The 12311-nt window shown below is 63.8% G+C and carries 14 protein-coding genes; 11 read left to right on the forward strand and 3 right to left on the reverse strand.

What is annotated here, in order from left to right:
• Positions 1-181 precede the first annotated feature (181 nt).
• The 9 genes from IVB13_RS29310 (at position 182) to IVB13_RS29350 (ending at position 9240) form a co-directional block, all read left to right on the forward strand.
• A complete protein-coding gene (locus IVB13_RS29310; RefSeq protein WP_018458470.1) occupies positions 182-1198 on the forward strand; it encodes a TRAP transporter substrate-binding protein in 1017 nt (338 codons plus the stop codon).
• 133 nt (positions 1199-1331) lie between these two features.
• Entirely contained in the window at positions 1332-1841 is a 510-nt protein-coding gene (locus IVB13_RS29315; protein ID WP_018458469.1) for a TRAP transporter small permease, read from the forward strand.
• 2 nt (positions 1842-1843) lie between these two features.
• Positions 1844-3163, forward strand: a complete 1320-nt coding sequence (locus IVB13_RS29320; RefSeq protein WP_018458468.1) for a TRAP transporter permease — start codon at positions 1844-1846, stop codon at positions 3161-3163.
• Between the two features lie 210 nt (positions 3164-3373).
• Complete coding sequence (locus IVB13_RS29325) at positions 3374-3835, forward strand: DUF3237 domain-containing protein (protein ID WP_018458467.1); 462 nt, start codon at positions 3374-3376, stop codon at positions 3833-3835.
• Between the two features lie 254 nt (positions 3836-4089).
• Positions 4090-4899, forward strand: a complete 810-nt coding sequence (locus IVB13_RS29330; protein ID WP_018458466.1) for a crotonase/enoyl-CoA hydratase family protein — start codon at positions 4090-4092, stop codon at positions 4897-4899.
• Positions 4896-6779 (forward strand): feruloyl-CoA synthase, encoded by a 1884-nt coding sequence (locus IVB13_RS29335; RefSeq protein WP_026233587.1) that lies wholly within the window; start codon positions 4896-4898, stop codon positions 6777-6779. Before IVB13_RS29330 ends, IVB13_RS29335 begins: the two co-directional genes overlap by 4 nt.
• Positions 6780-6806: 27 nt before the next feature.
• Positions 6807-7568, forward strand: a complete 762-nt coding sequence (locus IVB13_RS29340) for an SDR family NAD(P)-dependent oxidoreductase (RefSeq protein WP_018458464.1) — start codon at positions 6807-6809, stop codon at positions 7566-7568.
• A 10-nt stretch (positions 7569-7578) separates the two neighbouring features.
• Positions 7579-8010 (forward strand): thioesterase family protein, encoded by a 432-nt coding sequence (locus IVB13_RS29345; protein ID WP_018458463.1) that lies wholly within the window; start codon positions 7579-7581, stop codon positions 8008-8010.
• Positions 8011-8088: 78 nt separating this feature from the next.
• Complete coding sequence (locus tag IVB13_RS29350) at positions 8089-9240, forward strand: ABC transporter substrate-binding protein (protein WP_018458462.1); 1152 nt, start codon at positions 8089-8091, stop codon at positions 9238-9240.
• A 177-nt stretch (positions 9241-9417) separates the two neighbouring features.
• Here IVB13_RS29350 and IVB13_RS29355 read toward each other — a convergent pair whose 3' ends face one another.
• Entirely contained in the window at positions 9418-10146 is a 729-nt protein-coding gene (locus tag IVB13_RS29355; RefSeq protein ID WP_018458461.1) for a glutathione S-transferase family protein, read from the reverse strand.
• Between the two features lie 38 nt (positions 10147-10184).
• Positions 10185-10490 carry a hypothetical protein gene (locus tag IVB13_RS29360; RefSeq protein WP_247294194.1) on the reverse strand — a complete coding sequence of 102 codons (306 nt, stop codon included), beginning with the start codon at positions 10488-10490 and terminating at the stop codon, positions 10185-10187.
• 112 nt (positions 10491-10602) lie between these two features.
• Here IVB13_RS29360 and IVB13_RS29365 point away from each other — a divergent pair, with 112 nt between their 5' ends.
• Both IVB13_RS29365 and IVB13_RS29370 read left to right on the forward strand, forming a co-directional pair.
• Complete coding sequence (locus tag IVB13_RS29365; RefSeq protein ID WP_007599649.1) at positions 10603-11301, forward strand: YafY family protein; 699 nt, start codon at positions 10603-10605, stop codon at positions 11299-11301.
• A 2-nt stretch (positions 11302-11303) separates the two neighbouring features.
• Positions 11304-11633 carry a YkgJ family cysteine cluster protein gene (locus tag IVB13_RS29370; RefSeq protein WP_018458459.1) on the forward strand — a complete coding sequence of 110 codons (330 nt, stop codon included), beginning with the start codon at positions 11304-11306 and terminating at the stop codon, positions 11631-11633.
• A 73-nt stretch (positions 11634-11706) separates the two neighbouring features.
• Here IVB13_RS29370 and IVB13_RS29375 read toward each other — a convergent pair whose 3' ends face one another.
• Positions 11707-12105, reverse strand: a complete 399-nt coding sequence (locus tag IVB13_RS29375; protein ID WP_018458458.1) for a hypothetical protein — start codon at positions 12103-12105, stop codon at positions 11707-11709.
• Positions 12106-12311: the final 206 nt, after the last annotated feature.

Genomic DNA, 12311 nt, shown 5'->3' on the forward strand with positions numbered 1-12311 from the left:
GTGGCTCGCTTGTCGCTGCCGTCCGCGCACGATAATTATATCATATAACGGTTGGGCAAAAGGGAGTGCGCGGCGGCACGTCGCGCCAGTTCCGGCTTGAACGCGCCGGCCAACTAGATAACATGTTAATTAACGAGACCGGGCCATCGAAGCCCGCCGTCAAAAGAGGGAGAGACGCGTGATGAGGAAAGCCTGTCTGGCGTTGCTGCTGGCAGCAAGCGTGAGCCCTGCGTTCGCGCAGGACAAGACCTTCGATTTGAAGATCTCGCACTGGGTGCCGGCCTCGCATCCACTACAGAAATCGCTGGAGGACTGGGCTGCTGCGGTCGAGAAGGATTCCGGCGGCACCATCAAGGGCAAGGTGTTTCCGGCCCAGCAGATGGGCAAGGCGTTCGACCATTACGACATGGCGCGCGACGGCATCGCCGACGTCACCTATGTCAATCCCGGCTACCAGCCCGGCCGTTTCCCGATCATCGGCGCTGGCGAATTGCCATTCCTGATCTCGGATGCCAAGGGCGGCTCGATGGGGCTCGACGCCTGGTACCGCAAATACGCCGAGAAGGAGATGAAGGACGTCAAATACTGCCTCGCCTTCGTCCACTCGCCCTCCTCCTTCCATTCCCGCACCAAGAAGATCGTGATGCCGGAGGACGTGAAGGGCCTGAAGATCCGCCCCGCCCACGCCACCATGGCGAACTTCGTCACCTCGCTCGGCGGCACCAATGTGCAATCCTCCGCGCCCGAAGTGCGCGACATCATCGAGCGCGGCGTCGCCGATGGCGTCACCTTCCCCTGGGGCTCGCTGGTGCTGTTCGGCATCGACAAGGTGACCAAATACGACATGGAGGCGCCGCTCTACACCACGACCTTCGTGTTCGTCATGAACAAGGACAAGTACAATGCGATGTCCGACAAGCAGAAGGCCGCGATCGACAAGAATTGCACGGTCGAAATGGCAGGCGTGGTCGGCGAGCACTGGGGCAAGTTCGAGGATGCCGGCATCGACAAGGTCAAGGCGGAGTCCGGTCACGAGGTCTACAAGCTGACGCCCGAGCAGACCGCGGCCTGGAAGAAGGCCGCCGAGCCGCTGGTGAAGACCTGGAGTGACGGCGCGAAGAAGACCGGCGTGGATCCGGACGCGGCGCTTAGCGAGCTGAAGGCCTCGCTGAAGAAGTACAACGCGCTGGCGGAGTAGTTCTTCGTCGAAACACATGCGGCGGCGGGATGCATCTCGCCGCCGTTGTTCTGCACGCGGGTCGAGACGCGAGGAGCGCATCGCGCGTCCTCTCCCTCTCCCGCCCGAGGATGGCATCTCTTAGGAAGCTCCCATGAAGCGCAGCTGGATGGATCGTATTATCGATTCGATCGAATGGATTGCAGCGGCTTTCGTCGGCATCGTCGCGCTCGACATCTTCCTGTCGGTGTTGCTTCGCAACACGCTGAACTATTCGATCCCCGATAGTTTCGACATCGGCCGCATGCTGCTCGGCATCCTGATCTTCTGGGGCATCGCCGCGACCTCCTATCGCGGCACCCACATCACCGTCGACCTCGTCTGGGGCAATGTCGGGCCGCGCTACCAGCGCTGGATCGACGTGTTCGCGACCCTGGTGCTGCTGTTCGTCGTGACGGTGCAGACCTGGACGCTGTTCGACAAGGTGCGCGGCACCTACAACGACAACGTCCAGACCTTCGACATGCACATGCCGACCTGGCCGTTCTTCGCGATCGCCTGGATCGGCGACGTCTCGGCCGTGCTGCTGATCGCGATCCGCACCTACCGGTTGATCTTCCATCCCGAAGAGATGCACGACCCCAAGCTGAAGGCGACGGAGTAATCATGAGCACCGATGCCGTCGCCGTAATCGGCTTCGTTTCCCTGTTCGCCCTGATGCTGCTGCGCGTGCCGGTCGGCATGGCCATGGGCCTCGTCGGCGTCTCCGGCTTTTCCTATCTCGTCGGCGCCACGCCGGCGCTGAAGCTGGTCGGCCAGACCTCGATGCGCACGGTGACCGACTACACCTTCGGCGTCATTCCGATGTTTCTGCTGATGGGCTCGTTCGTCAGCAATTCCGGCATGAGTCGCGAGCTGTTCCGCGCCGCCAACGGCTTTGTCGGCCATTTGCGCGGCGGACTCGGCATCGCCACCGTCGGCGCCTGCGGCGGCTTTGCCGCGATCTGCGGCTCCTCGGTCGCGACCGCCGCGACCTTCTCCGCGGTCGCTTACCCCGAGATGCGCCGCTTCGGCTATCCGCAGTCGTTTGCCACCGGCGTGATCGCGGCCGGCGGCACGCTGGGTGCGATGCTGCCGCCCTCCACCGTGCTCGCCGTCTACGGCATCATCACCGAGCAGGACATCGGCAAGCTGTTCATCGCCGGCATCATCCCGGGCATCCTCGCGATGACCATGTACATGATCACGATCTTCCTGATCGGTTATTTCCGGCCCGACTTCCTGCCCAAGGGCAAGGAGCTGCCGTGGCGCGAGCGCTTCGCCGGCCTGAAGGACATCTGGGCGCCGGTGCTGCTGTTCGTGTTCGTCATCGGCGGCCTTTACGGCCTGCCCTATTTGCCGCGCTTCACGCCGACCGAAGCGGGCGGCGTCGGCGCCGCCGGCGCCTTCATCATCGGCGTGGCGACCGGCCGGCTCGACCGCGAGAAGATTCTGGCGTCGCTGCTCCAGGCGACGCGCACGGCCGCCGCCGTGTTCACCGTGCTGATCGGCGCCTTGATCTTCGGCTATTTCCTCACGGTGACGCAGACCCCGCAAAAGGTGACGGAATTCCTCACCGGCCTCGGTCTCGGCCCCTACGGCGTGCTGGCGTTGATCATGGTGATGTATCTCGTGCTCGGCTGCCTGATGGACGCCATGGCGATGATCATCCTCACCGTGCCGATCATCTTCCCCGTGATCATGCATCTCGGTTTCGACCCGATCTGGTTCGGCGTCATCATCGTCATGACGGTCGAGCTCGGCCTGATCCATCCGCCGGTGGGCATGAACGTCTTTGTCATCAAGAGCGTGGTGAAGGACGTTTCCTTCTCCACCATCTTCAAGGGCGTGATTCCGTTCGTGGCGACAGACCTGGTGCGCCTGGTGATCCTGATCGCCTTCCCGCTGCTGGCGACATGGCTGCCGACGCGGATGATGGCGCATTGAGGAGGTGGTAAAGCGGCGAGCTGTCTTTTCCCTCTCCCCTTGTGGGAGAGGGTGGCTCGCCGCAAAGCGGCGAGACGGGTGAGGGGTATATTTCCTCAAGCGCTGATCTGAGTTTGGAGAGGCATACCCCTCATCCGGCGCTTCGCGCCACCTTCTCCCACAAGGGAGAAGGAAGGACAGCGGCGCTAGTTCAATACAGAAAGGTGACCGATGACGGCCCCTACCCTCGAGACCAAATACGTCTTTACCGTCACCGCACGCATCGGCGACGTCGTCACCGCCGGCGAGACCGGTATCGGCATTCGCCGCATCATCCCGATCGTCGGCGGCGAGGTGACGGGTGCGATCACCGGCAAGGTGCTGCCGTTCGGCGCGGACTTCCAGACCATCCGCCCGAATGAGCTGATTGATCTCGAAGCGAAGTACGCGTTCGAAACCGACGACGGTGCCACCGTCTATGTCGAGAACAAGGGCATGCGCTTCGGCCCGGTCGAGCTGTTGCAAAAGCTCAAGCGCGGCGAACCGGTGGATCCCAAACTGATCTATTTCCGCACCGTGCCGAGGTTCGAGACCGGGCACGAGAAGTACCGCTGGCTGATGGAGCACATTTTTGTCGGGTCAGCAGCGCGTCATGCGGATCGAGTCGTGATCGACGTGCATCAGGTGATGTGAAGGCTTCAGTGCCCTTCGCCGTCGTCCCGGCGAAGGCTGGGACCCATACCGCGTGATCTGTCGATCGCGAATAGTCGGAGTACCGAACGACTTGGCCAAACTTCTCCCTGTGGTTATGGCTCCCGGCCTCCGCCGGGACGACACCGCATTTGGAGGGCGCCTTTTGCCCGCCTGACTGACCCAAGAGGCACCTAGCCCCTTGTTGACTCCTCCTGAATTCGTTATACAACATAACTATTCTGACAAGGACGCAAATGACACAGGGAAACGCCGAGACCGCTGACGCGGGCGCCGCCGGGCTTTTGAAGATCGAGCGGGCGGACCGGGTTTTGACCGTCGGCCTCAATCGGCCGGCCAAGCGCAATGCGCTCAACGACGGCATCATCCTGGAGATCGGCGAGTGTTTTGCGGCCCTGCCCGAGGATATCGGCGCCGTCGTCATCCACGGCATCGGCGACCATTTTTCCAGCGGTCTCGACCTCTCCGAACTGACCGACCATGATGCCAGTGGCGGCCTTCTCCATTCCCAGATGTGGCACCGGGTGTTCGACCGCATCCAGTACAGCCGCGTGCCTGTGATCGCCGCGCTCAGGGGCGCCGTGATCGGAGGCGGGCTGGAGCTCGCCTGCGCGGCGCATATCCGTGTCGCCGAACCCTCGACCTATTTCGCGCTGCCGGAGGGGCAGCGCGGCATCTTCGTCGGTGGCGGCGGTTCGGTGCGCCTGCCGCGCCTGATCGGCGTCGCCAGGATGATGGACATGATGCTGACCGGCCGCGTCTATTCCGCGACCGAAGGCACCTCCTACGGCTTTGCGCAATATGTCACGGAAGCCGGCAACGGGCTCGGCAAGGCGATGGAGCTTGCGACCAAGGTCGCCTCCAACGCGCCGCTGACCAACTTCGCCGTGCTCCAGGCGCTGCCGATGATCGCGGAGGCCAATCCGCAGACCGGCCTGTTGATGGAATCGCTGATGGCGACGGTGGCGCAGAGCGACAAAGAGGCAAAACGCAGGATCCGCGAGTTCCTCGAACACAAGACCGCAAAGGTGAAGCCGAAATCATGAGCGCGCAGCCGTCCTCTTCCAGCATGGAGCGCGGCGCGAGCACTTCCCCGCTGCGGCCCATTTCGTTCGGCGATCCCGTCGTCAATATCGAGCGGCGCGACGACGGCACGATTTATCTGCGGCCCAAACAGCCGCTCGGCGATTATCCGGCCCGCATCACCGACCGCCTGCATCACTGGGCGAGCGCGACGCCCGATCGCGTCTTCATGGCCGAGCGCGAAGGTGGCCGCGGCTGGCGCAAGATCAGCTACGCCGAGCTGCTCGCCGCGAGCCGGCACATCGCCTCAGGGCTCATTGCGCGCGGGCTGTCGGCGGAGCGGCCGGTCGTCATCCTCTCCGGCAATTCGATCGACCACGCATTGCTCGCGTTCGGCGCGTTCTATGCCGGCATTCCGTTCTGCCCGGTGTCGCCGGCCTATTCGCTGGTATCGAAGGATTACGGCAAGCTCTCCTACCTGATGAAGCTGCTGACGCCCGGCCTTGTCTTCGCCGAGGACGCCGACAAGTTCGCCGACGCGCTCGCGGCCAACGTCTCGCTCGGCACCGAGATCGCCGCGTCCTACGGCCACGTGCCGGGCCGCGACGTCACCTTGCTCGCCGACCTCATGGCAACCCCGATCCGCGGCGATCTGGACGAGGTCCACGGCAAGATCGGCCCCGACACCATCGCGAAATTCCTGCTGACCTCGGGCTCGACCGGCAACCCCAAGGCGGTCATCAACACCCAGCGCATGATCTGCGCCAACCAGGTGATGCTGCGCGAGACACTCGCCTTCCTCAGGGACGAGCCGCCCGTCATCATCGACTGGCTGCCCTGGAATCACACTTTTGGCGGCAACCACAATATCGGGCTGACGCTCTACAATGGCGGCTCGATGTATCTCGATGCCGGCAAGCCGGTGCCTGGAGGCATCGAGGAAACCGTGCGCAATCTCCAGGAGATTTCGCCGACGGTCTATTTCAACGTCCCCAAGGGCTACGAGTCGCTGCTGCCTTATCTGCGCGACGACCAGCGCCTCCGCGCAAAATTCTTCGACCGGCTGCACGCGATGTTCTTCTCGGGCGCGGCGCTGTCGCCGTTCGTCTGGAACAGCCTCGACGAGCTGGCGGTGAAGGAAAAAGGCTACCGCGTACCGATGCTGACCGGCCTCGGTGCAACCGAGACCGCGCCGTTCTTCATGTCGGTCAACCCGCGCACCAGCCGCTCCGGCCATGTCGGGCTTCCCGTATCCGGCAATGACGCCAAGCTGGTGCCGAACAACGGCAAGATGGAAGTTCGTTGCAAGGGGCCGAACGTGATGCCCGGCTACTGGCGCCAGCCCGACATCACCGCAAATTCGTTCGACGAAGAAGGCTTCTACAAGCTCGGCGATGCCCTCAAGCCCGTCGATCCCGATGATCTCAATGCCGGCTTCGATTTCGACGGCCGCATCGGTGAGGATTTCAAGCTCGGCAGCGGCACCTGGGTCAGCGTCGGCCCATTGCGCGCGCGCTTCGTCGCGGCTTGCGCGCCGCTGGTGCGCGACGTCGTCATCGCCGGCATCAACCGAGACGAGATCTCCGCGCTCGTCGTGCTCGATCTCGACGGCTGCCGGCTGATCAACCCGACGCTGCCGACCGACGATCTCGTCGTCGCGACCCGCGACCGGCTGGTGCGCGAGGCATTTCGCGAACGGCTGACCCGCTTTCTCAGCGCGGCCACGGGATCCTCGACGCGGATCACGCGCGCGATCCTCATGGACACGCCACTCTCGATCGACAAGGGCGAAGTCACCGACAAGGGCTCGATCAACCAGCGCGCGGTGCTCGAGCATCGCAGCCTGCTGATCGAGGAGCTCTACGCTGCCAATCCATCGGACCGTGTGATATCGGTCGGGTAAGAGGACGTCGCACCTAGGGAGAACGCCATGTTGTTGAAGGATCAGGCTGTCATCGTCACGGGCGGCGCGTCGGGACTGGGCGCGGCGACCGCGCGTAAGCTGGCGGCGCAGGGCGCCAGGGTCGCGGTGTGCGACCTCAATGCCAAGCTCGCCGAAACTGTCGCCGCCGAGATCAAGGGCGTGGCTGTGGCTTGCGACGTCTCCGATGCGGCTTCCGCTGAGGCTGCGATCGCCCAAGCGACCAAGTCCCATGGACCCGCGCGCGTGCTGGTCAATTGCGCCGGCATCGGCGTTGCCAAGCGCGTCGTCGGCCGCGACGGCCCGATGGCGCTCGCCGATTTCGACAAGGTGATCAAGGTCAATTTGATCGGCACCTTCAACATGCTCCGCCTTGCCGCGAACGAGATGTCCAAGCTCGAGCCGCAGGCAACCGGCGAGCGCGGCGTCATCATCAACACGGCATCCGTTGCCGCTTATGACGGCCAGATCGGGCAATCGGCCTATTCGGCCTCCAAGGGCGGCATCGTCGGCATGACGCTGCCGATCGCGCGCGAGCTGGCGCAGTTCGGCGTCCGCGTGCTGACGATCGCGCCCGGCCTGTTCCTCACGCCGCTGCTCGCCAACCTGCCGCAGGAAGCCCAGGACTCGCTCGCCGCCGCGATCCCGTTCCCGCGCCGGCTCGGCCACGCCGACGAGTTCGCGGCGCTCGCCCTGCACATGGTCGAGAATTCCTACCTCAACGGCGAAGTGGTGCGCCTCGACGGCTCGCTGCGCATGGCGCCGAAATAGGGCGCGGCATATGTTCGTGAACCGGCGCGACGTCCAGATCCAGTGGGGTGACTGCGACCCCGCCAACATCGTCTATTACCCGCGTTATTTCGCGATGTTCGACGATTCGACGTCGACCCTGTTCGAAGTCGCCGGCTTCTCCAAGCAGGACCTGGTCAAGAAATACGGCCTGGTGGGCATTCCCATGGTCGATACACGCGCCAAGTTCTACATCCCCTCGACTTATGGCGACTGGATCACCATCGAAACCAAGATCGAGAGCATCAAGCGCTCGAGTTTCGAGGTGAAGCACAGCGTCTTCAAGGGCGAGGCGCTGGCTATCGAGGGTTTCGAGACCCGTGTCCTGGTCGGGCGCGACCCCGTTAACCCCGACAAACTGAAATCGGCACCGTTTCCTGCGGAAATGGTAGCCAAATTCACGGGGAGCGAGGCCCGGAGCTAAATCGCCACATCACCAAAAGAGGGGGCTGAATTACCCCCCGATTTCTGCTTTCAAAGAAACACATAAAGGGAGGAATAGATGAAACGCTTTTACCTGACCGCCGCCGTCACCGCGGCTGCGCTTGCGCTGCCGGCCGTGCCCGCGCGGGCTCAGACCGCCGAGGTCACCATCGGCATCACCACCACCACGACCGGCCCGGGCGCAGCGCTGGGCATTCCCGAGCGCAATGCGCTGGAGTTCGTGCCGAAGGAGATCGGCGGCGTGCCGCTGAAGGTGATCGTACTCGACGACGGCGGCGATCCGACCACCGCGACCACCAACGCCCGCCGCTTCGTGACCGAATCCAAGGCCGACATCATCATGGGCTCGGCGCTGACGCCGCCGACCATCGCGGTGTCCAACGTCGCCAACGAAGCCGGCATTCCGCATTTCGGCCTGGCGCCGTTCCCGATTACGCCGGAGCGCATGAAGTGGTCGGTGGCGATGCCGCAGCCGATCCCGATCGTGGGCAAGGTGCTGTACGACCACATGAAGTCGAAGGGTGTGAAGACCGTCGGTTATATCGGCTATTCCGACTCCTATGGCGACCTCTGGTTCAACGATTTGAAGGCGCAGGCCGTGCCGATGGGCATAACCATCGCCGACGAGGAGCGCTTCGCTCGCCCCGACACGTCGGTGACCGGACAGGTGCTGAAGCTCGTGGCGGCGAATCCCGATGCCATTCTGGTCGGCGCTTCCGGCACCGCGGCCGCGCTGCCGCAGACCGAGCTACGCGAGCGTGGCTATCAGGGCCTGATCTACCAGACCCATGGCGCCGCCAGTATGGACTTCATCCGTATCGCCGGCAAAGCTGCGGAAGGCGTGCTGATGGCCTCTGGTCCCGTCATGGATCCCGAGGACCAGCCGGACGAAGCCGCCACCAAGAAGCCGGGCCTCGCGCTCAACTCGGCCTATGAAGCCAAGTACGGCCCGAACAGCCGCAGCCAGTTCGCCGGTCACTCTTACGACGCCTTCGAGATTCTCAAGCGCATCATCCCGGCGGCACTCAAGACGGCGAAGCCAGGCACGCCGGAATTCCGCGAGGCGATTCGCCAGGCGCTGCTGTCGGAGAAGGAGCTTGCGGCGAGCCAAGGCGTCTACAATTTCACCGAAAAGGATCGCTACGGCCTCGACGAGCGCTCGCGCATCCTGCTCACGGTGAAGAACGGCAAGTACACGCTGGTGAAATAGACGCAGCGGCAGGATTGAGACGACGAGAGCCGGCCCGATGGGCCGGCTCTTTTTGTTTGCAGCGAGCGTAATGCCGGATCGCGTTTGAACAACAGCACCGCTCTCTGAGTTCCCTCCTCCCTTGTGGGGGAGGGGACACACCTTTCTCGGGGCGCTAGATGAGTCTCATTCCAGGCCTCAAGCCGCCTGCCGCAGCGGGGTCCAGGCGAACTCCGGATAGTAACTGTCCATCATCCGGTCGACATAAGCGGTGAGGTTCGGAAATCCTTCGGCGCGACGGCGCAGTGCGGATTCGAAGAACGGCGTCAGGATCCCGGCGAGTGCACCGAAGGCGGTGGCATCGACGCCGCAGGGCTTGTTGCCCATCAGATAGGACTTGTCGCCGAGCTGCACCGAGAGCGCAAACAGCGAGCGCACGGCGAGATCGACGTCGTCATCGGGCGCGTGGCGGCCGAGTCCGGAGAGCAGGTAGTTCTCGGCGACACGGAATTGCGCGTCCTCGCGCAACTTCTCGCGATTGTGCTCCGGCGCGCCGTCGAAGAAATGCGCAGGCCCCTTGGCGAAGTTGACCGGATCGACCCAGCGCGCCCCGACCAGCGCAAAATAAACGTGATGCTCGATCATGCGTTCGAATGCCCAGGCCTGCGCGCGCTCGACGAGCGACAGACCGGCGTCGAAATCGAAGCCGTAGCGGCGCTCGATATGGGCGCGGATGAAAGTGGAATCGGCCACCGCCTCGCCGCCATCGTCGATGAAGGGCAGCTGCCCCTTGGGTGATGCGGGTGGCATCGCCCGCTCCTTCCGGTAGGGCAATCCCGCCATCTTGAGCTGCACCTCCGTCTTGGTGACGAAGGGGCTGATTTCCGGCAGGCCGAAGCCGGCGCCAAAGCCGTAAAGCGTGATCATGAAGGCTCTCCTGAAACGACCGAAAGAGTTGAGGGAACTTAACCGCGGGCTGCTGCCACCATGGTGGCAGCAGCCGTGATATCTTCTGCGAAACGGGCCCCCCGCCAGGCGCGGGCCATGACATGACGGACCAGCGCGTCCGCGGCCTGCACCAGGAAGCGAGCCACCATGGTCGCGAGCGCAAGGCGGAGGTCGAGGACCATGAGATCAAGGGATACGAGGCGGCCGAACGCCCATGCGTACCAAGCTCGGGCTTGCAAACGCGGGACTTGCAAAGGCTGGACCTGTAAAGGCGGGGTCCGCCATAGCGCAGCGGCCGGGCCGAAATGAGTTGGAATGATCATGGACAAATCCTCTTCAGTCGACGTGTTGTCCCGGTATAGAACTCCCCTGCTGCCAACATCCTGTCAGCAGCCGCGCGCCGCCTTCTGAAAAACCACCGACAAGAGATCCGTGATGAGACGCGCCGACCGGCTGTTTCAAATCATCCAGGTGCTGAGGCGCACGCGTAAGCCGCTGACGGCGGACGCCATCGCGGCCGAGCTCGAGACCTCGAAGCGCACGATCTATCGCGACATCGCCACGCTGATCGGCCAGCGCGTGCCGATCCGTGGTGAAGCCGGCATGGGCTACATCCTGGAAAAGGGTTTTGACCTGCCGCCTTTGATGCTGACACCCGACGAAATCGAGGCGGCGGTGCTGGGCGCGCAATGGGTCGCCGGCCATGCCGATCCCGCGCTGGCGCGTGCGGCTGAAGATCTGATGGCCAAGATCGCCGACACTGTCCCTGAGCGCCTGCGTCCGTTCGTGCTGGAGCCGGCAAGCCGGGCCCGACCGAGCTGGAACAGGGAGCCGGACCGCTTGGACATGGCTCGCACGCGCACCCAGATCCACGAAGGCAAGAAGATCATGCTGCGCTATCGCGACGAGCAGGGCCGCGCCAGCGAGCGCATGATCTGGCCGATTTCGATCGGCTATCTCGAAGCCGTGCGCCTGCTCGCGGCCTGGTGCGAGCTGCGCGGCGACTTCCGCAGCTTCCGCACCGACCGCGTGGTCGACGCGAGCTATCCCGACGAGAGATATCCTGAAAGGCGCGACGTGCTGCGCGCGAAATGGCGCCAGAGCCTGGTCTGGGGCCCGCCAAAGGACACGTGACGATGGATGAGAACGCCCCGATCGACCTGTCGAGCTGTTGCCAGAGTTGCGGCGCCTGCTGCGGCTATTCGGCGAACTGGCCGCGCTTCTCGATCGAGAGCGACGAGGAGCTTGCCGCGATTCCCGAAGCGCTCGTCAACGACCGTCAATCCGGCATGCGCTGCGAAGGCGATCGCTGTTCGGCGTTGCAGGGGAACATTGGAAAAGCGACCGCGTGCGGCATCTATGCAGTGCGGCCGGACGTGTGCCGCACCTGCATGCCGGGCGATGCCGAATGCGCGATGGCGCGACGGAAATTCGGGCTGCCGGTGATAGAGGCCGCCGGCGCATGATCCGGAAAAGTGTGCAGCGGTTTTCCGCCGAGATCATACGCCAATAGAGAGCTAGAGCGCGATCGATCGTGCTTTAGGCCGGGACGGCTTCGCCGATCTCGTCGTCGATCTCGTCGTCCAGCGGCGCGAGCACCGAGAGCGGCTTGGTCGACAGCGTGATCGGCTTGCGGCCACCCGACAGCGACGGCGAGGATTTCGCCGCGCCTTCGCGCGCAAGCGCGTAGAGCGTCGAACCGACACGGCCGCCGTTCTCGATCAGGTCGCGCTCGTTACAGCTGCCAGCGATCGCGACCGCCAGCGAGTGCAGATGGCTGCGCCGATAGCAGAACAGCGCCAGCCTGGCGCGCGCGTCAGGGGAAACACTTTCAACCAGCCTCGGCAGGCCACTCTCGCTGGCGCGGTACATCTCGCCAAGGAGTTCGTCGCGGACCGGGCAGGAATCGCCTTCAAAGGTATCGCGGCTTGAAAACATTGCAGTTCTCCCTCGTCTGGGAAGATGCAGTGCAATTCTCTAATGAAAGGTTAACCACGCTGCCCGGTAGTCACCCGGGGGTCCTTGCGCGTGGGCCGCGAATCAATGGGCTGGGCGGGGATCCAGCCGCGCTATCTGAGCCGATGAGTCAGGCGCGAACGCCTCCACGCGTCATGGCCGGGCTTGTCCCGGCCATCCACGGAAAG

It is taken from the genome of Bradyrhizobium sp. 17 (assembly GCF_023073515.1).
GTDB lineage: Bacteria > Pseudomonadota > Alphaproteobacteria > Rhizobiales > Xanthobacteraceae > Bradyrhizobium > Bradyrhizobium canariense_D.

Coding starts and splice junctions, on each gene's coding strand:
- IVB13_RS29310 (WP_018458470.1), top strand. CDS start 182: ATGAGGAAAGCCTGTCTGGCGTTGCTGCTGGCAGCAAGCGTGAGCCCT.
- IVB13_RS29315 (WP_018458469.1), top strand. CDS start 1,332: ATGAAGCGCAGCTGGATGGATCGTATTATCGATTCGATCGAATGGATT.
- IVB13_RS29320 (WP_018458468.1), top strand. CDS start 1,844: ATGAGCACCGATGCCGTCGCCGTAATCGGCTTCGTTTCCCTGTTCGCC.
- IVB13_RS29325 (WP_018458467.1), top strand. CDS start 3,374: ATGACGGCCCCTACCCTCGAGACCAAATACGTCTTTACCGTCACCGCA.
- IVB13_RS29330 (WP_018458466.1), top strand. CDS start 4,090: ATGACACAGGGAAACGCCGAGACCGCTGACGCGGGCGCCGCCGGGCTT.
- IVB13_RS29335 (WP_026233587.1), top strand. CDS start 4,896: ATGAGCGCGCAGCCGTCCTCTTCCAGCATGGAGCGCGGCGCGAGCACT.
- IVB13_RS29340 (WP_018458464.1), top strand. CDS start 6,807: ATGTTGTTGAAGGATCAGGCTGTCATCGTCACGGGCGGCGCGTCGGGA.
- IVB13_RS29345 (WP_018458463.1), top strand. CDS start 7,579: ATGTTCGTGAACCGGCGCGACGTCCAGATCCAGTGGGGTGACTGCGAC.
- IVB13_RS29350 (WP_018458462.1), top strand. CDS start 8,089: ATGAAACGCTTTTACCTGACCGCCGCCGTCACCGCGGCTGCGCTTGCG.
- IVB13_RS29355 (WP_018458461.1), bottom strand. CDS start 10,146: ATGATCACGCTTTACGGCTTTGGCGCCGGCTTCGGCCTGCCGGAAATC.
- IVB13_RS29360 (WP_247294194.1), bottom strand. CDS start 10,490: ATGATCATTCCAACTCATTTCGGCCCGGCCGCTGCGCTATGGCGGACC.
- IVB13_RS29365 (WP_007599649.1), top strand. CDS start 10,603: ATGAGACGCGCCGACCGGCTGTTTCAAATCATCCAGGTGCTGAGGCGC.
- IVB13_RS29370 (WP_018458459.1), top strand. CDS start 11,304: ATGGATGAGAACGCCCCGATCGACCTGTCGAGCTGTTGCCAGAGTTGC.
- IVB13_RS29375 (WP_018458458.1), bottom strand. CDS start 12,105: ATGTTTTCAAGCCGCGATACCTTTGAAGGCGATTCCTGCCCGGTCCGC.